Genomic DNA, 20,104 nt, shown 5'->3' with positions numbered 1-20,104 from the left:
TGAACCCCATCTTCAAGTTGACGGTGGGCGGGGGGGGTGGATGTGTTGGAGGATCTTCCCGAAGACGCTCCCGCCGAACGATTCCAGAAAGGATCCCCATTGGTAGGAGCGCCGCCCTCGGCGCGATTGTCCTGAGCTTCCTAACCAATAAACACCCACAACAAGTGAACAGCCAAAGGGCTACGTGGCGCGGGGCTCGATCTGAACCTCATCTTCAAGTTGACGGTAGGCGGGGGGGGGTGGATGTGTTGGCGGATCTTCCCGAAGACGCCCCCGCCGAACGATTCCAGAAAGGATCCCCATTGGTAGGAGCGCCGCCCTCGGCGCGATTGCCCTGAGCTTCCTAACCAATAAACACCCACAACAAGTGAACAGCCAAAGGGCTACGTAGCGCGGGGCTCGATCTGAACCTCATCTTCAAGTTGACGGTAGGCGGGGGGGGGTGGATGTGTTGGCGGATCTTCCCGAAGACGCCCCCGCCGAACGATTCCAGAAAGGATCCCCCATGAAAGGCAGCTGCCTGTGCGGTACGGTCGTCTATGAGGTCGACCGATTCGATATGCCGATTGCCCATTGCCATTGCCGCACCTGCCAAAAGGCCCACGCCGCCCCAATGGCGACCAATGCGGGGGTGCTGCGGGAGCATTTTCGCTGGATTCAGGGGCAAGAGCGGCTCAGCGCCTTTGAGTCCTCGCCGGGCAAACGGCGTTATTTCTGCTCGATCTGCGGATCCCACCTGGTGGCCGAGCGACCCGCTTTACCCCATCTCATCGTTCGGGTGGCGACCCTGGACGAAGACCCGGGGACGCGGCCGCAGGCCCATATTTGGACCTCCCACGACCTGCCCTGGCTCGATGTCGAAGCGGGGGTGCACTACCTGGAATGGCCGCCGGGCCGCTGATCTTTCGGAGCTTCCATGTCCACCATCGAGTTTTCAAAAGAGGAAAAACAGATCCTCACCCGCAAGATTCAGGGCTACTTCGAGCGCGAGCTCAACCAAGAGATCGGGCAGTTCGATGCCGAGTTTTTGCTCGATTTCTTCACCCGCGAGATCGGCCCCTATTTCTTCAATCGGGGGGTGATGGATGCGCGGGCCATCGTCGAGCGGCAGCTTGAGACCATCGGCGACGACCTTTACGCCATCGAGCAACCCACCGAATTTGCGAAGTAACTGAGGCCGAACCGGGCGACAGGAGAAGAACCATGCACCCTTTGTTTTTCATGGCGTTGCTCGTGTTGGTCTTCATTGTCATCCCCGCCCACTTGCTGGCCATCGCCGGACAAAAGTTGGGTCTGCCCCCTGCCGTTTTCTTGATCTACCTGGGATTGGCGATCATCGGGTCGGCCATCAATCTGCCCCTGACCACCATTCAGGGTCTTCCCCCCGAGCAGGTTCCTCATCCCCCACTTCCCCCGTGGATGCGCTGGCGTTTTCGGCAAATCCCCTACCGCGGCTTCACCCTGATTGCCCTGAACGTGGGGGGGGCGGTGTTGCCGACGGTGATGGCGCTGGCGATTTTGACCTCGGGCAGAATCGACCTCCTCGACGCCCTGCTCGGCACGGCGGTGGTCACCGCCTTAAGCAAGTGGCTCTCTCGTCCCTTGCCGGGGGTGGGGATCGCCATGCCGATCTTGGCCGCCCCCCTGGCCGCCGCCCTCACCGCCCTGGCCATCGCCCCCGAGGCGGCTCCGGCGCTGGCCTTTGTCAGCGGTACCTTCGGGGTACTGATCGGCGCCGACCTGCTCAACTGGCGGGCCATCCCCAAAATGGGCGCGCCGGTCGCATCGATCGGGGGCGCTGGCACCTTTGACGGCATCTTCATGACCGGCATCGTTGCTGTTCTGCTGGCTTGATCCTCTTTCTGCGTTCCACCTTCAGCCGTTGCCGCTTGAGACCCTTTGTGATAGGGATGGCTAGGCGCGTGAAATTTTCGTAATGTGGACGACATGCACGTTTCATGTGTGCTGTGGATGGGCAATATGCCCTTTCGGCTCGGTATAAAAGAGGAGGGGTTACCATGGTTTCGATGGGAAAACGGTTCTTGGTGGGATGCACACTTGGAGCAGCTTTGGCGCTGGCCCCCCTGCAATATGGGTTGGGTGCGATTGGCGCACACGAGGTTCGGGCCGACGACAACTTCGATGCCCATATGAAGGAATTCCAACTGATTCTCAAGAAACTCAAGATGGCGTTGGATGGCACCAGGGATTTGGATCAACTCGAAAAAGCGGGGATGTCCCACGAGGATGTCGACCGTATGAAGCGGGCTATGGAGCGCAAAATCAAGAAATTGACCGATCAGGCAATGGAGTCGATTTCCACCCTGTAAACGACCACACGCACCACCAGACACCCAGAGGAATACGCGATGCCTGGTTTGGTATCTCGAACGTTGGTTTTGCCTGCGGCGATGGGAACGGCCATCGCCGTTGCCACCTTGGGCTACGCGAAGGTGATCGTCGCAGGCGACATCACCGGCGGAAAAAAGGCCCCCCATCTGAATTTGGCGGTGTTCCACAAGCTGCACGGCCAGGAGGGGTTCAAGTATCCCGAACACATTGGCCGCGGCGACATTCTCGGCGCGCTGGAGGGCAAAGCGCAGTTTGTCTTCGTCACCCACACCGCCGGACTCAAGGATGGTGATGTGGTTTCGGTGCAAACCGACGTGCTGCGCGAGGAGGGGGGACAGTTCGAGGATTTCGGGGTCGATTGCCAGATGGCAATCCACACCCAAGGGGACGCGGTCTCCCTGGGCGGTTTTTGCGATGTACTGATGGCCGATCAAAACCATCGCATCATCGAACACAAGATGATGATCCGGCCGGTGACAATGGAGGCCGGCAAAGACTGGGTGCTGGTGGGGGTCGACGAAGAGGATGGGATCGCTCTCTACGCCGACGAAGAGATCGGGATCGAATAAGCCCGATGGGCTGCTCGAAAAACCTGGATAGATGCCCGACGAGCGCAGGGTGCAGAGCATCTTAGGCCGGATTTTTCATAAATTTGCCCGATGATCGCGAAGGGGCGCCGTAGTGGTTCATACGGACGACCGAGCGAAATTCCCAGTGCGGACCAAAAACCCAAAAGCAGGCGCTTTGAGACGACGCACGAGCGGGATGAAATTTGTGAAAAGGTTGGGTTAGACACAGCGGTGGTGGACCATTCGACAGGATGGCCGAATGGGGCGTTTGAACAACTGGGGCAAGCCCTGGGGACCGGGAGGGTCCAAGTCCAATCAAAAGGGGGCCGAAAACCACGCTTTTCGGCGCCCGACTCTAAGAACCGGCAAGTAGGCGGTTTTTTGAGGTTCCCCGATGGGCGTTGAATGCGACCACGAACGACCATCGAATCAATCATGAGGAGGGGATCGACAATGCAGGAAAAAAAAATGTGGCGCCCTAAGGGGATGTTGATTGCCGGCGCCACGTTTGGCGCGGTGGCCTTCGGAACTTTGGGGTATTCCAAGATCATCGTGGCGGGCGACATTACCGGGGGCAAGAAGGCGCCTCATCTCAATTTGGCGGTGTTCCACAAGCTGCACGGCCAGGAGGGATTCAAGTACCCCGAGCATCTGGGCCGGACCTCGTTCCTGACCGAGATGGAGGGCAAGGCTCAGTTCGTCTTCGTCACCCACACTGCCGGTTTGAAGGACGGCGATGTCGTCTCGGTACAAACCGACGTGCTGCGTGAGGAGGGGGGGGCGTTCGAGGATTTCGGGGTCGATTGCCAGATGGCGGTCCATACGAAGGGGGAATCGGTCTCTCTTTCGGGTTTTTGCGATGTGCTGATGGTCGATCAGAACAACCGTATGATCGATCACAAAATGGTCATCAAACCGGTTTCCATGGCCGCAGGAAGGGATTGGATCCTGATTGGGGTCGACGAGGAGGACGGCATCGCCATCTATGCCGACGAGGAGGTTGGCACCGAGTAAGTGGCCGACGCGTCCCGGTTGTTTAAAGCGCTCTTCGGAGCGCTTTTTTTATGGTTCAACCGAGTCCCACCCCCTTGGCGATCAACCTCAGGCCAATGACGCCAAGAATTATCGCGAAGATTTGCCGGGTACGTTGTTCGGGCAGCCTTTTGCCCAGTTTCACCCCCCAGGGGGCGGCGATCAGGGCGCCCAACACCAACGCCGCCGCCACCTCGGGCAGCACCATCCCCCAGCCCGGTCCGGGGGTCGTAAGAAAACCGGGTAGCGCCGCCACAGCCAGGGCGGCGCCGACTGCGTTGGAGAGGGTGACGCTGGGAAGCATCGGCCACCCTCGCCCCAACAGCAGGTAGGGGACGGTGAGCGAGCCGCCGCCGATGCCGAAGGCGGTGCTGATCGACCCGATGGTGGCGCCGACCAGGTTGTTCCAAGGTGGGAGCGCCAGGGCGCACCGGTCGCGGGACGGGGGGGGCAGAGCGCGGACCATGTGCCAGGCAATCAAGATTTCGAAAACGCCGAAGGCGGTCAGCCAGTGGGTGGTGGGGTGGCGGGGGAGCCACCATCCGGTAACCGCCGCCCCCACAATGGCGCCAAGCAACAGCGGCCAGCCGTGGCTCAACACGGTGCGCCGTTGCGATTGACGGCTCAAGGCGCGCAGGCTGGCAAAAACCACCACCACCAGCGAGGTTGCGACGGCGGAAGGCATGACGAACTGGGGAGGGATGTGCAGCGCCGGAGCAAGAAAAACCAGCAGAGGGACCACAATGGCCCCGCCCCCCAGCCCCAGAAGCCCCGCCACCACGCCAGCCCCCATGCCGGCGGCAATCAGCAGGATCCAGATCGACAAAAGGTGGGTTTCCATCGGTGAGGCCCGGGTGGGGGATTCAAAAAAATGGGGATAACGGCGATTCCACGCCGTTATCCCCCCAAAGTCGATCGGATTGAAATGCGATCAGCGCGGATTGATGGTGGCCAGTGCCGCCTCGTCGATCGAAACCCCGATGCGGCTGCGCAACGAGGCGATCCAGGCCTTGTGGTGCTCCTCGGTCAACCCCTGCTCCAGCCCCTTGACCAAGTCATCGCGCACGCTCTCGGTCAGACCATCGGTGCTCGGAGCGATCACCTCGGCCAATTGGGCCACGACCCAATCGTTCATATCGTCGATGGGGTCGAGCACATCCCCCTGCTTGGCTTCAAAGAGGGGGCTGACGATCTGGTCGGGGATGTCGCCGTCGCCCTCGATGGTGCCGTTGCGTTTGAAGGGGGGGGAGGCGGTCGGTTGCCCTTTGATTTCGATGGAGGCCATTGCCTGGCGCCAGTCCTTACCCGCCCGCAGTGCCTCGACCAACCGGTCGGCGGTCGCTTTGGCCAGCTGCCCCGCCTGCTCGTCGATCACCGCTTGTTTCACCTTGTCGGCCACCTCATCGAAGGGCTTGGGCTGCGGGGCGATTTTTTGATCGAGGTGGGCAAAGACGAAGCTTTCACCGCCGACCTCAATCCCCTGGTGGGTCGTCTCGTTGGCTTGCAGGGTGAAGATGCGGTTGAGCACATCCCGCGATTGTTGGGGGGGAGAGGCGACATCGTTACGACCAACCGGGCCGACCTGGACCGTCGCTAGTCCCACCGAAACCGCCGCGTCGCTCAGACTGTTGCCCTGGGCGATGGCATCCTCGACGGCGGTGGCCAGATCGAAGACCTTGTCGAGCGCCTTGCGATGCCGTTCGTTGACCAAAATTTGCCCCTTCACCTCGACAAAATCCTGGGTGCGGGCGGGGTGGATCTCGTCGACCCGGATCAGGTGCAATCCGAAACGGGTCGAGACGATGTCGCTGACCTTGCCAGGCTCCAAGGCGTAGGTCGCCTCCTCGAAGGGGGGGACCATCTGGCCGACGAAGACCCAGCCCAAATCGCCCCCTTGGTTGGAGGTGGTGTCCTGGCCGTACTTTTTGGCGGCATCCTCGAAGGTGATTTTGCCCGCCTCGATGTCGGCCTTAACCTGCTCCAGAGTCGCCCGCGCCTGATCCTGGGCCGCCTGATCGTTGGGGTCGGCCTTGATCAGGATGTGGCGGGTGCGGCGCTCTTCACCCTTTTGAAATTCGCTGGCGTGGTTGTCGTAGTAGGTGCGCGCCTCGTCGTCGCTGACCTCGACCTGGGTTTCGAGCAACGCCGGATCGAGCACCAGGGCGGTGTAAGTCGCCTGCTCCTGGGTCATGAAGCGGTCCTGGTGTTCATCGAACCACTTTTTCAGGGTCTCTTGGTCGGGACTGACCTTGGTACGGAAGTCGTTCGCGTTCAAGGTGTAGTAGAGCGCTTTGCGCTGTTCGTTCTCGAAGCGATACGCGGCTTCGACCATCTCCTCGACAAAAATGGGGACGGTCATGGCGCCGGTCAGAATCGCCCGCTGAATGTCTTGGCCGACCTGCCCCTCGTAGGAAGTTGGGGTGAGGCGGGCTCCGTGCAACACTGCGGTGTATCGGGTTTGATCGAATTGCCCCTGCTCGTTGGCAAAAGCCGAGGTCGTCATGATCTCGCTGCGGATCTCGTCGGGGGTGACCAGCAGACGCAGGCGGTTGGCCTCTTGGGTGACCAGGTGCCGCTCGATCACATCGTCGAGCACCTTTTGCTTAATGCCGAATTGTTCCGCCATCTTGGGGGTGAAGCTGCCCCGGAAGAGGTTGCGGTAGTAACTCATCGCCCGGTCGAGCGCTTGCTCGTATTCGGCGTCGGAGATCTGATCGTCGCCGACGGTGGCCACAACCTGCACCTTACGTCCCGAGAAGTAGTCTCCGATGCCCCAGATGGCGAAGGTCAGAACGATGAAGTACAACAGCCCCTTGGCGATCCAGGAGCGGGAGTGGCGACGTATGGTGTCAAGCATGGAGGGGGTCTCGCAGTGAAATCGAAAAAATCCCAGAAAATTCCGTCTCGGGAAAAGGGCGATAAGGTACACGCAAGCCTTCAACCGGTTCAAGGAAACATCCCGATTTGCCCCGGTTTCACCCATTCCGTGGGGGCGGGGTAGCGGTGGGGTTGCTCCTGTTTGGTCCCGCCAAGCTCTGTCCTTGGTACGAGGCTCAGCTTGAGGCGGTGCGCCGCGCTCAGGTGAGTGTCGACCTGTGTCAGTACTTTGTGGCCCCGGGTGAGGTCTGGAATCGGTTTGCCCAGGCCTTGATGGAGGCCACAGCCCGAGGGGTGGCGGTGCGATTGCTGCTTGATGCCATCGGCGCCCGGGAGCTTCCCCAGCGCGAGGACGAGCGCTTGCGCCAAGCCGGTGTGGCGGTGCGGCGCTACAACCCGATGAAGTGGTATCCGCTGCGTTGGCACAACTGGCAAGGGATCGTCCACCGCAACCACCGCAAGATCCTGTTGGTCGACGGCAAAACCCTCTTTTCGGGCGGTCCTGGGGTGGCCGATGTCTGGTGCGGCGCCCCCAATCCCTGGTGGGATTACGGCTTTTGCCTCGACGACCACCGCGTTTCAGATTGGACGGCGGTGTTTGAACACGATTGGCACCGGCTCAAACCGGGCGGCGCCACTTTGGCTCCCCGGCGCGAGGGTTTGCTCCTGACCGAACCGCGCCGCACCGTGGGGGGCAAAGCGGTCGATTTGCGTTGGGCGGTGCAACGGCAGATCCGCGAATCCCGCCACCACGTTACCCTGGTCACCCCCTACCTGCTGCCGACCCACCGCTTGCTCAAGGCGTTGATCGAGGCGGCTTGCCGGGGGGTGGAGGTGCGGCTGTTGTTGCCGGGGGAGCGGGTCGACCACTTTGCCACCCGGCAGGCGGGACGGCGTCACTATGCTGCTCTGATGGGGGCTGGGGTGCGTATTTTTGAGTTGCCCTCGGCCTTTTTGCATGCCAAAGCGATGGTGGTCGACGGTCAGTGGGCCACCCTGGGGTCGGCCAATTTCGACCGTTTCGGCTTGGGTTGGAACGCCGAGGGAAATCTCGAAACCCGCCGTAAGGATGAGGTGCTGTCTGTGATGGGCTTACTAGCTCGGACCGAGGCCGACATGGTTGAAATCCGCACAGCACCGAGTTCCCCTGGGACCCGGTTTTTCGGTTGGTTGAGCGATTGGTTGGGGCAAGGGGTATCGGAGCGCAACGAATAGGAGCGGGTTGGATGACAGTCCTCCAGTTTTTGCGCAGAATCGAAGCAATCTAGAAAAAACACCGGCGTTCGCGGTGGAACGCCGTCAAGAACCATTCAAAGTGGTGGGGGAGTGGATATGGCACAGGGCTGGTGGAAGAGCGACCAGTTCGTCGGGGTCGGGGTGTTTTTGGGGCTGACCCTGATGGTGATGATGGGTTGGACCGGGCTTGAAAAGGTCGAATACGCCGTCTATGACGCGGCGGTCAGCGCCAGTAGCGGGGTCGACGAGGCCAACGACGTGGTGCTGGTGACCATCGACGATCCCTCCATTGCCCGCATGGGGCGCTGGCCTTGGCCCCGCGACCTATTGGCTGAGGGGATCGACCGCATCCAGTCGGCCCGCCCTCGGGTGATTGGCCTCGATATCCTCCTTTCAGAACCTGACCGCAACCCCGGTTTGGCGGCCCTAAAAGGGCTAAGCGAGGAGCTTCCCCCCATTTTGCAAGAGGGCCAGGTCCAGCCTGAAACCGCCCAGGCGGTCATGGGCAAGGTGACCGATTGGTCCAACAAGATCGACTATGACCAACGGTTGGCCAAGAGCCTGAGCGATGCCGGGGATGTGGTTTTGCCGATGTACTTTGCCCTGAGTCCCAAAGCGACCCAGGGGGGTGAGTTGCCCCAGTGGATGGACGGTCTTGCCATCGGCGATGTGAGTGTTCCCCCCGACATCATCGGCGCCAACTGGTCGGCGCAGCGGGCCGATCCTCCCATCGAGTTGTTCGGAAACACGGTGCTCGAAACCGGCCACCTCAATGTTGTTCTCGATTCCGACAACGCCTACCGCAGCGATCTGGTAGCGGTCAATTGGGGTGGTTCCTACGTCCCCAGCTTTTCGGTGGCGCTGGCAGCAGCCTATATGGGGCTATCGGTCCAGGACCTCTCCCTCGAAAAGGGGGTGGGGCTCTACATGGATTCCACCTACCTCCCCCTGACTCCCGACAACCGGGTCTACTTCCCCTATTTCGGCAAGATGGATGCCTTTACCCACATCTCCTACGCCGATCTGCTGCGGGGTGATGTGCCGGAGTCGACCTTCCGGGATCGGGTGGTGTTGGTGGGGATGACCGCCAATGGCCTGTCCGACCGCAATCTGACCCCCCTGGGCGACAACCTCGACAACATGGTCATCATCGCCAATTCGGTCGAGTCGCTGATCCAGGGCAAGGTCAACGTGCGACCCGATTGGGGTGCGATGGTCAAATGGGGGCTGTGGTTGCTGGTGGGCATTTTTGTCGCCTTTGGCCTACCTCGTCTGAAGGCGGGGATGGGGGCGGCGATCTCCGCGACCTTGTTCGTGATCTTGCTCGGTACCGGGTTCTTCGTGCTCCTGAGCCAGAACCTCTGGCTTGAAACCGCCACCCCCGCATCCTTGCTCTTCTTCGGCTACACCATCCTGGTCAGCAAACGGTTTTTCTCGACCGAAAAACACAAAGAGATCGCCGAGATCGGCGCCCAACAAGACAACAAGATGTTGGGCCTTTCGTATCAGGCGCAGGGCCAACTAGACATGGCCTTCTCGGCTTTCCGTAAAGTGCCGGTGGGTCATGTGAAGGACGAGCTCTACAACCTGGGGCTCGACTTCGAACGCAAACGGCAGTTTGCCAAGGCGGCGGCGGTCTACGAGCACATCTTCGAGACCATGCCCGATTTCAAGGATGTCTCGGCCCGCTCCAAACGTCTGAAGCAGGCCGAAGAGACGATGATCTTCGGTCTTGGTGGTGGCGGCGGTGGTGGTGGATTGGTGCTGAGTGAGGACGGCGCGACCCGTCCGACCTTGGGCCGCTACGAGATCATGAAGGAGCTCGGCAAGGGGGCGATGGGGGTGGTCTACCTCGGCGAGGATCCCACCATCCACCGCAAGGTGGCGATCAAAACCATGCGCTTGGCCGAGGAGTTCGAGGCCGAGGATCTCAAAGAGGTCAAGGAACGCTTCTTCCGCGAGGCCGAGACCGCCGGTCGCCTCAATCATCCCAACATCGTCACCATTTTCGATGCGGGTGAGGATCAAGACCTGGCCTACATCGCCATGGAGCTGCTCGACGGCCACGAAATCACGGTACTGGTGAAGAAGTACCAGCAGGGAATGCCGGTCGCCGCAGCACTCAAGATCGTGCTCAGCGTCGCCGACGCCCTCGATTATGCCGACCAAAACGAGGTGGTTCATCGCGACATCAAGCCTGCCAACATCATGATTTTGAAGGACGGAACGGTGAAGGTGACCGACTTCGGCATTGCCCGGATCACCTCGTCGAGCCGAACCAAGACCGGCGTGGTGTTGGGGACCCCCTCGTACATGAGCCCCGAGCAGGTGGCGGGCAAACACGTGGACGGTCGCTCCGACATCTTCTCGCTCGGGGTGGTTTTGTTCGAACTGTTGACCGGCAAGAAGCCCTTCTCCGGCGATTCGATGGCGACCCTGATGTACCAAATCGCCAACGAGGAGCCGATCACCCTTGATGCCCTGCGTCCCGGGTTGCCCCAGTGCACCCAGGCGATTGTAAAAAAAGCACTGGAAAAGAAGGTTGAGAATCGCTACCAACGTGCGTCCGAGATGGCCAACGACATCAAACGGTGCATGGCCCAAATCGCCGCTCAAAGAAAGAGTGCGGAAGCTGCGCCGGAGGGGGATGCATGAATCGTTCGTTAGGGCTTTCCGATGTGGGCCGTATACGGGCGCACAACGAAGATGCCTTTCGCAGCAATGACGGCCTGGGGCTGTTCGTGCTAGCCGATGGCATGGGGGGTCACCTCGCCGGTGAGGTCGCCTCTAATATGGCGGTGGAGATGGTGGTGGGGCGTTATACCGAGCTGGCCGAAAACCATCGGGTCGGTTTGGGGTTGGACGAACCCGAGGAGCTCAGCGACGGCGGTCGCCAGATGGTTCATTTGATCCACTTGGCCAACAAAGCGATCTACGAGTCGGCCCAACAAAACCCCAATCAGCAGGGGATGGGCACCACCATCGTGGCCCTGCTTCTTGAGAAAGACCGGGCCGTGTACGCCCATTTGGGCGATAGCCGGATCTACCTGTTTCGAGGGGGTGAGTTGATTCAGCTCACCCGCGACCACTCCCTGGTTCAGGAGCAACTTGATCGCGGGTTGATCTCCCAGGCCGAGGCGCGCAAGTCGGAGATGCGCCATGTGGTGACCCGTGCCATGGGCATCGAACCCGAGGTGGATGTTAGCGTCGGGGAGGAACTGGTTCGGTCCGGGGATCGCTTTCTGTTATGCTCCGACGGCTTGACCGATCTGGTCGAAGACAGCGAAATCAGGGAGGTTCTCGCGGTAGGAGGGGAAGATCTCACCCCGTTGGCCCAGCGTCTGATCGATCTGGCCAATGCTCGGGGCGGTAAGGACAATGTGACCGTCATCCTGGTCGAAACCACGGGGCCCCAGAAGCAACAGGGGATCCTAGAATCGATCCGGGATTGGTTTGCGCGGCTGTTTCAACGGGGTTGAGAAGGCGTCCGTGATGGACGTTGGGGAGTAAACCATGCCGAAGTTGCTCATGACCTTGAATGGGGCTCTGGAACGGGAAATCTCGCTGGAAGGCGGGCCGGTCCGGTTCGGGCGAAAAGCAGACAACGATGTCGTCCTGGATAACCAGGTGGTGTCGGGGCATCACGCCCAAGTCCTAAAGCTGGGTGATGTTTGGATTGTTGAGGATCTTGGGAGCCTGAACGGCACCTACCTCAACCGCAAAAAGATCGAGAAAGCGGCGCTAAAACACGGCGATCAGCTCATCGTCGGCCAGCATGTCTTCGTGTTTGCCGAGAAAGACATCGCTCTAAAACCCTCTGATGAGGACGAGAGTGAAAACGATCTCGACAAGACCATGCTGCTCGACACGCGCAAGCCCGCGAAGGGGGCCTCCCCCAACGCGACGATGAGTGGCATCGGCCCGGCCGAGCCCAAGACGGCGGTGTTGGCGATCATCTCCGGGGCGATGTCGGGCAAAGAGGTCAAACTCAGCCGCCGGGTGACGGTGCTGGGCAAGTCCGAAAACGCCCACATCTTGGTTAAGGGTTTCTTTGTCGGAAAACAGGCCGCCGTGATTACCCAGCGGGGCAACGAGTACTATTTGGCCCACAACGAGGGGACGGTTCATCCCAAGATCAACGGCGAGACCCTCAAAGAGAATCACCAGCAACTGCTTAAAGACGGGGATCGCATTGAGTTGGGCGACACCACGATGGAGTTCCTGCAACAATAGGGACCGATTCGCGCGGTCGGCCATCCGCATCTGCAATCGTTGTTCAGGGGGGCGCCGAAGTTGGGCGCCCCTTTTGTTATCATCGGGGTCTCCCCCAATCCTTGTACCTACCCGAAGAGGACTCAAGCCATGTTGGATACCGAACGCCGCAAGGCATTGGATGCCGCCCTGTCCCAGATCGAACGGCAGTTCGGCAAAGGTTCGATCATGAAGATGGGCGAGGGGGCCCTGGCCAAGGATGTCGAGGTGATCTCGACCGGTTCCCTGTCGCTCGATTTGGCCTTGGGAATTGGCGGGCTGCCCCGTGGCCGCGTTGTCGAGATCTATGGTCCGGAGTCTTCCGGCAAAACCACCCTGGCCTTGCAGACGATTGCCGAGGCCCAAAAGAAGGGGGGGGTGGCCGCCTTCATCGACGCCGAGCACGCCCTCGACATCGTCTACGCCCGCAAGCTGGGGGTAAAGGTCGACGAGCTTCTGGTTTCTCAGCCCGGCACCGGCGAGGAAGCACTCGAGATTGCCGACATGTTGGTCCGCTCGGCGGCGGTCGACGTGGTAGTGGTCGACTCGGTGGCGGCACTGGTGCCTCGGGCCGAAATCGAGGGGGAGATGGGCGATTCCCACGTCGGTTTGCAGGCCCGCTTGATGAGTCAGGCGCTGCGCAAACTCACCGGCACCATTTCAAAAAGCCACACCATGCTGGTGTTCATCAATCAGATTCGTATGAAGATCGGGGTCTCTTACGGCAATCCCGAGACCACCACTGGTGGCAATGCCCTGAAGTTTTACGCCTCGATCCGCCTCGATATTCGCCGTACCGGTTCGATCAAGAAGGGTGAAGAGGCCATCGGCAACACGGTCCGGGTCAAGGTGGTGAAGAACAAAATGGCCCCCCCCTTCACCCAAGCCGAATTCGACATCTACTTCGGCGAGGGGGTCTCCAAGACCTCCGAGATCATCGACATCGGGGTTAAGCTCAAAAAGGTCAATAAGTCGGGGGCCTGGTACTCGGTGGGTGAGGAGCGGATCGGCCAGGGCAAGGAAAACGCTCGGCAATACCTGCTCGAACACCCCGAGCTGCTCGACCGGCTCGAACAAGAGATCCGGGCCGAGATCGGTTTGGGTAACCTCCTTCCCGACCTCGCCAGCTCAACCGACGATTGATCCAGCTGGGCGATTCCAATCCGCTTGACCTGCAAACATGGCGGGAGCGTGCCCTGAAGATGTTGACCCTTCGGGAGCACGCCCCTGCCGAGTTGCACGGTAAGCTTCTGGCCAAGGGGGCCAGCGAGGAGGAGGCCGAGGCGGCGGTGGCCTGGTGCCTGGAACTCGGCTACCTCGACGCCGCGCGTTTCAAACAGGCGGTGGTGCGTCAGGCCGAGCGGCAGCACAAGGGGCGCATTTGGGCCATCGAACGTTGCCGCCGCGCCGGAGAGGATCCCCCCGACCGCGAGACCCTGGATCACCTCGATGAGGTGGCCGCCCGCGATTTCGTGGCCCGTCAGGGCCAAATTCCAGCTGACCCCGCCGCCCGGCGCCGTTATCTTTCCCGGCTGCAACGCCTTGGACTTCCCCTTTCCTTGGTGCGCAAGATCACCGAGGATCGCGACTAACCGCATCCCCTGTTCCCATGTCTAGGTTGGATCCCATGCTCAACGCTGACGAGATTCGTCGCCGCTTTCTGGACTACTTCGCCCGCCAGGGTCACGAGCCGGTCGCTTCGGCCCCCTTGATTCCCATGGGCGATCCGACGTTGCTGTTTACCAACGCGGGCATGGTGCCGTTTAAGGATGTCTTCACGGGTCGGGAGCGGCGCCCCTACACCCGGGCGACCAGTTCGCAGAAGTGCGTGCGGGCGGGGGGTAAGCACAACGATCTTGAGAACGTGGGCCGCACGGCGCGCCACCACACCTTCTTCGAGATGCTGGGCAACTTCTCCTTCGGCGATTATTTCAAGGATGAGGCGATTGCCCTGGCCTGGGGCTTCTTAACCCAGGACCTCAAACTGCCGGTCAACAAACTCTGGATCACTGTCTTCGAAGGTGATGAGACCACCCCCGCCGATACCGAGGCCGAGCAGCTCTGGCTCAAGGCGGGGGTCCCCGCCAACCGGATCGTGCGTTGCGGTGCCGCCGATAACTTCTGGTCGATAGGCGACACCGGCCCCTGCGGCCCCTGTTCCGAGATCCACTTCGACCAGGGTCCCCGGGTTCCCGGCGACGACACCCCGAACGGCGAGGGGGACCGGGTCATCGAGATCTGGAACTTGGTCTTCATGCAGTACGACCGTTCCGCCGACGGCACCCTCACCCCCCTGCCCAAGCCCTCCATCGACACCGGGATGGGGCTGGAACGTCTGACCGCCGTGGTTCAGGGGCAGACCAGCAACTACCACACCGATCTGTTCATGCCACTGATCGACGCCGCCGCCGCCCTGGCGGGGATCGAGTACGGTCAGGATGGCGAGAAGGATGTCTCGCTGCGGGTCATCGCCGACCACCTGCGCGCCGCCACTTTCTTGATCGGTGACGGGGTGCTTCCCAGCAACGAAGGGCGCGGTTATGTGCTGCGTCGCATCATGCGCCGCGCCATTCGCCACGGAAAACTGCTGGGCTTGGGCGCCCCCTTCATGCACCAGCTGGTTTCTCAGGTGGTCGACGTCATGGGGGGTGCCTACCCGGCGCTGCACGAGCAGAAGAGCGCGACCTCCTGGATTGTCAAAACCGAAGAGGAGCGCTTCTTCGCCACCCTGGAGCGGGGTTGGGCGCTGCTCGATCAAGCCATCGCCAAGCTCGACGGCGGCAAGGTGCTGCCGGGCGAGGTGGTTTTCCAGCTTTACGACACCTACGGCTTCCCGGTCGACCTGACCGCCGACATGGTCGAAGGGGAGGGGATTTCGCTGGATATGGCCGGTTTCGAAGCCGCCATGGCCGAACAGCGGGCTCGCTCTCGCGCCCACTGGGCCGGCTCTGGCCAGACCGCAACCGCCGCCGTCTGGCACGATCTGCACGACTCGGTCGGGGCGACCGAGTTCGTCGGCTACACCGGTTTGCAGGCGGTGGGGACGATTCGGGCGTTGTTGGTCGAGGGTGAGCAGACCGAGCTGTTGACCGAGGGACAAAGCGGTACCGTGTTGCTCGATCAGACCCCCTTCTACGGCGAATCGGGCGGCCAGAGCGGCGACAGCGGTACATTGAACGCCGACGGAGCCGTGGTGGCGGTCGAAAACGCGACCAAGCCGATTGCCGAGCTGATCGCCCACAAAGTGACGGTGCAAAGCGGGGCAATCAAGGTTGGCCAACAGGTTCTGGCCCAGGTCGATGTGACCCAGCGGCGCATGACTGCGGTGCATCACTCGGCAACCCATTTGCTGCATGCCGCTCTGCGCAAGGTGCTGGGCGATCACGTCAAGCAGGCCGGGTCGCTGGTGGAGGCGGGTCGGCTACGCTTCGACTTCAACCATCCCGCCGCCGTGACCCGCGAACAACTTGTCGAGATCGAGGACATCGTCAACCGCTCCATCTGGAGCAACGTGCCGGTTTCGACCACGGTGATGACCCCCGACGAGGCGGTCGCTGCCGGTGCCATGGCCCTCTTCGGCGAGAAATACGGCGAGCAGGTGCGGGTGGTGAGCATGGGGGATCACTCCATGGAGCTGTGCGGCGGTACCCACGTGATCCGCACCGGCGACATCGGGGTGCTGCACATCCGCTCCGAGGCGGGCATCGCCTCCGGGGTGCGTCGCATCGAGGCGGTGGCGGGGGCGTTGGCGTTGAGCGATTGGCGCAAGCGTGAAGATCAGGTTGCCGCCATGGCCCAGTCGCTGAAGGGCGGAGTCGATCAGGTCGAGGAGCGGTTGGAGCAACTGCAAGCCCGCCTGAAAGAGAGTGAAGCCCAGCTTAAGGTGTTGCAGAAGGCTCAAGCCGCCGCTCAGGCCTCCGAGCTGTTGGGGCAGACGCGGGAGATCGGTGGGGTGAAGGTGCTCGCCGCCCAGATCGGGGGGCTCGATCCCAAGGGGTTGAAGGAATTCGCTGAGGATCTGCGCAATCGCCTCGGCCCCAACGCCGCAGTGTTGATGGCGCTGCCCTTGGAGGACAAGGTGCAGCTGCTTGCCACCGTGGGCAAGGAGGCGAGCGGCAAGATCGGCGCGGGCGATTGGATCAAAACCGTCGCTGCGGAAGTGGGCGGTCGCGGGGGCGGCAAGCCCGATCTGGCCCAGGCGGGGGGCCCCGATGTGGCGGCCCTGCCCAAGGCGCTTGAGGTGGCGCGCAGCTGGGCCGCTGAGAAGCTCGGGGGTTGATGCCAACGGGGATGAAAAAGGTGGATGCGCTGCGCATCCCCTTCCCTCGCCGCGCCCCTCATCCATCCCGTTTTGCCGGGGCTTAGGAACAACATCCCATCCAAAAGTTGGGAGCACACATGTAGGAGCGCCGCCCCGGCGCGATGCCTTTTGTCGGCATGGCGTCGGGCGGCATTGGGCATGGAGTCCCGCCGATACTTCCTTTCACACCCAGGAGATCGACATGTCGACTTCATCCATAGACGACGGCAAAACCGTCACCCAGATGTACCACGCCCGCCAGGGCACGATCACCGAGGCCATGCGCATCGTCGCCGCCAAGGAGCACCTCGATCCCGAGTTGGTCCGCAGCGAGGTGGCGCGGGGCCGCATGGTCATCCCCGCCAACATCAACCACAAAAACATCAGTCCGATGGCCATCGGCATCGCCACCACCTGTAAGGTCAACGCCAACATCGGCAACTCCCCGGTCTCGTCGGGGATCGAGGAGGAGCTCGACAAGCTGCGTACCTCGATCAAGTACGGCGCCGACACGGTGATGGATCTGTCGACCGGCAAGAACATCCGCCCCATCCGCCAGGCGATCATCGACAACTCCCCGGTTCCCATCGGCACCGTCCCCATCTACGAAGCGATTGAGATGGTCAACGATCCCCTCGATCTGACCGCCGATATGCTGCTGGAGGTGATCGAGCATCAGGCGCAGCAGGGGGTCGATTACATGACCGTCCACTGCGGTCTGCTGCGTGAGTTCGTACCGCTGGTCCATTCGCGCATCACCAAGATCGTCTCGCGGGGCGGTTCCTTGATGGCGCAGTGGATGAAACACCACGACCGCCAGAACCCCCTGTACGAGCGTTTCGACGACCTGCTCGAAATCTGCCGCAAGTACGACGTCACCCTGTCGCTGGGCGACGGTCTGCGCCCCGGCTGCCTGCATGACGCCTCCGACGAGGCGCAGTTCGCCGAGCTCAAGGTGCTCGGGGAGCTGACCCTGCGCGCCTGGGAAAAGAACGTGCAGGTGATGATCGAGGGGCCCGGCCACGTGCCGCTCGATCAGATCGCCATGAACATGGAAAAGGAGCGCGAGCTCTGCCACGAGGCCCCCTTCTACGTGCTGGGGCCGCTGGTGATCGACATCTCCCCCGGCTACGACCACATCGCTTCGGCCATCGGCGGCGCGGTGGCGGGTTGGAACGGCGCCTCGATGCTCTGCTACGTCACCCCCAAGGAGCATCTGGGGCTGCCCAACGCCGAGGATGTGCGCAACGGCATCATCGCCTACAAGATCGCCGCCCACGCCGCCGACATCGCCCGTCATCGCCCCCACGCCCGCGACCGGGACGACGAACTCTCCCGTGCCCGCTACGGCTTCGACTGGAACAAGCAATTCGAGCTTTCGCTGGATCCCGACCGGGCCCGTGAATACCACGACGAAACCCTGCCGGAAGATGCCCACAAGTCGGCCGAATTCTGCTCGATGTGCGGCCCCAAGTTCTGCGCCTACAAGATCAGCCAAGAGGTCGAGAACATGATTCCCATCGCCGAGGTGAAGAAGGCGGCGGGGTAAGGCAGGCGGTTGTGGATGAAAACAAAAAAGCCCCCGAATTCGGGGGCTTTTTTCGTTGGGGAAGAGTCCTTCTCGGTGAGCTGGGTCAAAATTCTTTTCAATCAATGCGCCCCAACCTCGACATGCAGACTTAATCCCAAGGCGGAAACCACCTTAAGGATGGTGTCGAAGCTGGGACTGCGGTCGCCCGAAAGGGCTTTGTACAGGCTTTCACGGGAAAGACCGGCATCCCGCGCAACCTGGGTCATGCCTTTGGCGCGGGCGATGTCGCCGAGGGCCTTGGCGATAAAAGCGGCATCCCCGTTGGCCTCTTCAAGGCACGCTTCGAGATAGGCGGCCATCTCCTCGGGGGTTCTGAGGTGTTCGGCTACGTCGTAACGGGTTGTGTGGGTCGTCATGGTTCGGATTCTCCGAGATCGCGCGCAAGACGTAGGGCAGTCTTGATGTCCTTGCCTTGGCTGCTTTTGTCGCCGCCCGCCAAGAGAACAATCAAGGTATTGCCCCGTTGCTGGTAATAGACCCGATAGCCGGGTCCATGGTGGATCCGTAGTTCGCCAACACCTTTGCCGACCGGCGCGGTATCGCCCGGGTTGCCCTGTGCCAAACGCTCGATACGAACCATCACCCGCGCCCGCGCGCGGATGTCGGCCAGATTGTCGAGCCATTGGGAAAAGAGGTCGGTTTTGCGAATGTCGATCATGCCGCCAGAGTAGCCTTGTGGCTACATGTATGCAATGAGACGCGGAGGTTCGACAGGTTCCGCATGTATGGTGTAGGTGGCGTAGTCGAGAGCTGGTTGTGTTTGAAATCCAATCGTCTGCATGGACCGCGTCATTTCGGGGCCCGAAGGGAACCCGGAATCCACCCGAGACCGAGCACGCTCATCCCGACGCCTGGAGGGACGATCTCCGTCGCCTCCCCGGCCATGGCGGAGCATCGCTCTCCCGGGAACGGCGGGGGGGCACGATTCGCATCAAGTCATGATCTACAAGCGCACGCTAGAGAGCATGCTTAACCTATTAATGCTGCAAGCCGAGAGGAGGTTGTGATGGGGCAAATTAGCGCCAATGACTTAAAAACAAGGGGTATTTCCGCCATCGAGGCCGTTCTGGCCGATCATGCCGAAGCGATTGTCTCGGTGCGGGGAAAAGGCAGGTATGTGGTCATGGATATCGAGCACTACAACCACCTGCGCGAGTGCGAGCTTGAGGCAGCGCTGGCCGAAACGCGGGCCGACTTGGCGGCGGGAAGGGCGGTTGAGGAGTCGCCCGAGGCACACTTGGCGCGGTTGGATTAGAGATTTATTGGGGAAAAACATTGGTGTATCGGCGGGAGCTGCGGGTGTAGGGGGATGTAGCATTGGGTGGGGTGGGGATTTAGAGCAGCGCTGATTGAATCGGCGCTTCCGATCAGCCCAGGGATGGTCTGCCAAAATCGGGAACGTAAGTAGGAGGCGACCCCGTCGCCGAAGCTCTTCTGATTTTGCAAGCCAAGCCAAAACCATCGCCGCCTCAAGGCGCCTACTTTTGGTTTTGGCGCAGCGTGCTGATTCAAGGCAGGAGACCTTTAATCAGCGTTTCCTTAGTTGTCGAGAGCGCTGACCACCCCCCGCCCACCGCGATTTAACACGTGGGTGTGGGGTGGACCCCACTCCTTGGACAGTTTGGGGGCGAAAATTTGTAAACGGTTAGTGGCGGTGGGTGGTTCCGCCGTGGGTTTGATGGACCTGTTCTGGGGGCTTGCCGCCGAGGGCACTGTGGGGGCGCTCGGTGTTGTAAAACCGGAAGTAGCGGTCGAGCCCCTGGTGCAGCGCCACCCCATCGGCATGGTCGTACAGGTAGATCTCTTCGTACTTCACCGTGCGCCACAAACGTTCGATGAAGACGTTGTCCAGCGCCCGGCCCCGTCCGTCCATGCTGATGAGAATCTGTTGTTCCA

Annotated in this window: 19 protein-coding genes and 1 pseudogene; 15 read left to right on the top strand and 5 right to left on the bottom strand. The window is 61.3% G+C overall.

The annotated features are described in order from the left end of the window. Window positions 1–505 precede the first annotated feature (505 nt). From AUJ55_08175 to AUJ55_08150, 6 genes are all read left to right on the top strand, one after another. On the top strand, window positions 506–901 hold the full coding sequence (locus tag AUJ55_08175) for an aldehyde-activating protein (protein ID OIO56655.1): 396 nt from the start codon (window positions 506–508) through the stop codon (window positions 899–901). Between the two features lie 15 nt (window positions 902–916). Further along, the gene (locus AUJ55_08170; protein ID OIO56652.1) at window positions 917–1,171 is read left to right on the top strand and encodes a hypothetical protein; all 255 of its coding nucleotides are present in this window, start codon (window positions 917–919) and stop codon (window positions 1,169–1,171) included. Between the two features lie 32 nt (window positions 1,172–1,203). Beyond that, entirely contained in the window at window positions 1,204–1,854 is a 651-nt protein-coding gene (locus tag AUJ55_08165) for a hypothetical protein (GenBank protein OIO56651.1), read from the top strand. Window positions 1,855–2,018: 164 nt separating this feature from the next. Then, on the top strand, window positions 2,019–2,330 hold the full coding sequence (locus tag AUJ55_08160; GenBank protein OIO56650.1) for a hypothetical protein: 312 nt from the start codon (window positions 2,019–2,021) through the stop codon (window positions 2,328–2,330). 39 nt (window positions 2,331–2,369) lie between these two features. Further along, the gene (locus AUJ55_08155; protein OIO56649.1) at window positions 2,370–2,921 is read left to right on the top strand and encodes a hypothetical protein; all 552 of its coding nucleotides are present in this window, start codon (window positions 2,370–2,372) and stop codon (window positions 2,919–2,921) included. 453 nt (window positions 2,922–3,374) lie between these two features. Continuing rightward, the gene (locus tag AUJ55_08150) at window positions 3,375–3,935 is read left to right on the top strand and encodes a hypothetical protein (protein OIO56648.1); all 561 of its coding nucleotides are present in this window, start codon (window positions 3,375–3,377) and stop codon (window positions 3,933–3,935) included. A 55-nt stretch (window positions 3,936–3,990) separates the two neighbouring features. Here AUJ55_08150 and AUJ55_08145 read toward each other — a convergent pair whose 3' ends face one another. Further along, window positions 3,991–4,794, bottom strand: a complete 804-nt coding sequence (locus tag AUJ55_08145; protein ID OIO56647.1) for a hypothetical protein — start codon at window positions 4,792–4,794, stop codon at window positions 3,991–3,993. A 90-nt stretch (window positions 4,795–4,884) separates the two neighbouring features. After that, the gene (locus AUJ55_08140; GenBank protein OIO56646.1) at window positions 4,885–6,936 is read right to left on the bottom strand and encodes a hypothetical protein; all 2,052 of its coding nucleotides are present in this window, start codon (window positions 6,934–6,936) and stop codon (window positions 4,885–4,887) included. A gap of 20 nt (window positions 6,937–6,956) precedes the next feature. On the opposite strand from AUJ55_08140, the gene AUJ55_08135 reads away from it, so the two are divergent. The 8 genes from AUJ55_08135 to AUJ55_08100 all read left to right on the top strand — a co-directional run bounded on the left by AUJ55_08135 (window position 6,957) and on the right by AUJ55_08100 (window position 18,166). Then, window positions 6,957–8,045, top strand: coding sequence for a hypothetical protein (locus tag AUJ55_08135; GenBank protein ID OIO56645.1), 1,089 nt, complete (start codon window positions 6,957–6,959; stop codon window positions 8,043–8,045). A 117-nt stretch (window positions 8,046–8,162) separates the two neighbouring features. Then, on the top strand, window positions 8,163–10,721 hold the full coding sequence (locus AUJ55_08130; protein ID OIO56644.1) for a hypothetical protein: 2,559 nt from the start codon (window positions 8,163–8,165) through the stop codon (window positions 10,719–10,721). Then, the gene (locus AUJ55_08125; protein OIO56643.1) at window positions 10,718–11,545 is read left to right on the top strand and encodes a hypothetical protein; all 828 of its coding nucleotides are present in this window, start codon (window positions 10,718–10,720) and stop codon (window positions 11,543–11,545) included. Before AUJ55_08130 ends, AUJ55_08125 begins: the two co-directional genes overlap by 4 nt. A 34-nt stretch (window positions 11,546–11,579) precedes the next feature. Next, window positions 11,580–12,299: a hypothetical protein gene (locus AUJ55_08120; GenBank protein ID OIO56642.1), complete on the top strand. Its 720-nt coding sequence runs from the start codon at window positions 11,580–11,582 to the stop codon at window positions 12,297–12,299. A 132-nt stretch (window positions 12,300–12,431) separates the two neighbouring features. Continuing rightward, window positions 12,432–13,460 (top strand): recombinase RecA, encoded by a 1,029-nt coding sequence (locus tag AUJ55_08115; GenBank protein ID OIO56654.1) that lies wholly within the window; start codon window positions 12,432–12,434, stop codon window positions 13,458–13,460. A 59-nt stretch (window positions 13,461–13,519) separates the two neighbouring features. Beyond that, complete coding sequence (locus AUJ55_08110) at window positions 13,520–13,909, top strand: hypothetical protein (GenBank protein OIO56641.1); 390 nt, start codon at window positions 13,520–13,522, stop codon at window positions 13,907–13,909. A gap of 35 nt (window positions 13,910–13,944) precedes the next feature. Further along, complete coding sequence (locus tag AUJ55_08105; GenBank protein OIO56653.1) at window positions 13,945–16,596, top strand: alanine--tRNA ligase; 2,652 nt, start codon at window positions 13,945–13,947, stop codon at window positions 16,594–16,596. Between the two features lie 223 nt (window positions 16,597–16,819). Next, window positions 16,820–18,166 (top strand): phosphomethylpyrimidine synthase, encoded by a 1,347-nt coding sequence (locus AUJ55_08100; GenBank protein ID OIO56640.1) that lies wholly within the window; start codon window positions 16,820–16,822, stop codon window positions 18,164–18,166. A 101-nt stretch (window positions 18,167–18,267) separates the two neighbouring features. On the opposite strand, the gene AUJ55_08095 is transcribed toward AUJ55_08100, so the two are convergent. Both AUJ55_08095 and AUJ55_08090 read right to left on the bottom strand, forming a co-directional pair. Beyond that, the gene (locus AUJ55_08095; protein OIO56639.1) at window positions 18,268–18,564 is read right to left on the bottom strand and encodes a putative addiction module antidote protein; all 297 of its coding nucleotides are present in this window, start codon (window positions 18,562–18,564) and stop codon (window positions 18,268–18,270) included. Beyond that, window positions 18,561–18,866, bottom strand: a complete 306-nt coding sequence (locus AUJ55_08090) for an addiction module antitoxin RelB (protein OIO56638.1) — start codon at window positions 18,864–18,866, stop codon at window positions 18,561–18,563. Before AUJ55_08090 ends, AUJ55_08095 begins: the two co-directional genes overlap by 4 nt. A gap of 348 nt (window positions 18,867–19,214) precedes the next feature. Between AUJ55_08090 and AUJ55_08085 the strand changes: the two genes are divergently transcribed. Beyond that, window positions 19,215–19,463: a prevent-host-death protein gene (locus AUJ55_08085; GenBank protein OIO56637.1), complete on the top strand. Its 249-nt coding sequence runs from the start codon at window positions 19,215–19,217 to the stop codon at window positions 19,461–19,463. 390 nt (window positions 19,464–19,853) lie between these two features. On the opposite strand, the pseudogene AUJ55_08080 reads toward AUJ55_08085, so the two are convergent. Continuing rightward, a pseudogene (locus tag AUJ55_08080) lies at window positions 19,854–20,104 on the bottom strand (hypothetical protein).

The sequence above is a fragment of the Proteobacteria bacterium CG1_02_64_396 genome (assembly GCA_001872725.1).
Lineage (GTDB): Bacteria > Pseudomonadota > MNWR01 > CG1-02-64-396 > CG1-02-64-396 > CG1-02-64-396.
This window is presented reverse-complemented; position numbering and strand designations above follow the sequence as displayed.

Bases quoted from the DNA above. Each gene is read 5' to 3' on its own strand.
- AUJ55_08120 (OIO56642.1), top strand. From the start codon at position 11,580: ATGCCGAAGTTGCTCATGACCTTGAATGGGGCTCTGGAACGGGAAATC.
- AUJ55_08155 (OIO56649.1), top strand. From the start codon at position 2,370: ATGCCTGGTTTGGTATCTCGAACGTTGGTTTTGCCTGCGGCGATGGGA.
- AUJ55_08100 (OIO56640.1), top strand. From the start codon at position 16,820: ATGTCGACTTCATCCATAGACGACGGCAAAACCGTCACCCAGATGTAC.
- AUJ55_08105 (OIO56653.1), top strand. From the start codon at position 13,945: ATGCTCAACGCTGACGAGATTCGTCGCCGCTTTCTGGACTACTTCGCC.
- AUJ55_08145 (OIO56647.1), bottom strand. From the start codon at position 4,794: ATGGAAACCCACCTTTTGTCGATCTGGATCCTGCTGATTGCCGCCGGC.
- AUJ55_08130 (OIO56644.1), top strand. From the start codon at position 8,163: ATGGCACAGGGCTGGTGGAAGAGCGACCAGTTCGTCGGGGTCGGGGTG.
- AUJ55_08125 (OIO56643.1), top strand. From the start codon at position 10,718: ATGAATCGTTCGTTAGGGCTTTCCGATGTGGGCCGTATACGGGCGCAC.
- AUJ55_08150 (OIO56648.1), top strand. From the start codon at position 3,375: ATGCAGGAAAAAAAAATGTGGCGCCCTAAGGGGATGTTGATTGCCGGC.
- AUJ55_08090 (OIO56638.1), bottom strand. From the start codon at position 18,866: ATGATCGACATTCGCAAAACCGACCTCTTTTCCCAATGGCTCGACAAT.
- AUJ55_08165 (OIO56651.1), top strand. From the start codon at position 1,204: ATGCACCCTTTGTTTTTCATGGCGTTGCTCGTGTTGGTCTTCATTGTC.
- AUJ55_08110 (OIO56641.1), top strand. From the start codon at position 13,520: ATGTTGACCCTTCGGGAGCACGCCCCTGCCGAGTTGCACGGTAAGCTT.
- AUJ55_08085 (OIO56637.1), top strand. From the start codon at position 19,215: ATGGGGCAAATTAGCGCCAATGACTTAAAAACAAGGGGTATTTCCGCC.
- AUJ55_08140 (OIO56646.1), bottom strand. From the start codon at position 6,936: ATGGGTGAAACCGGGGCAAATCGGGATGTTTCCTTGAACCGGTTGAAG.
- AUJ55_08170 (OIO56652.1), top strand. From the start codon at position 917: ATGTCCACCATCGAGTTTTCAAAAGAGGAAAAACAGATCCTCACCCGC.
- AUJ55_08095 (OIO56639.1), bottom strand. From the start codon at position 18,564: ATGACGACCCACACAACCCGTTACGACGTAGCCGAACACCTCAGAACC.
- AUJ55_08175 (OIO56655.1), top strand. From the start codon at position 506: ATGAAAGGCAGCTGCCTGTGCGGTACGGTCGTCTATGAGGTCGACCGA.
- AUJ55_08160 (OIO56650.1), top strand. From the start codon at position 2,019: ATGGTTTCGATGGGAAAACGGTTCTTGGTGGGATGCACACTTGGAGCA.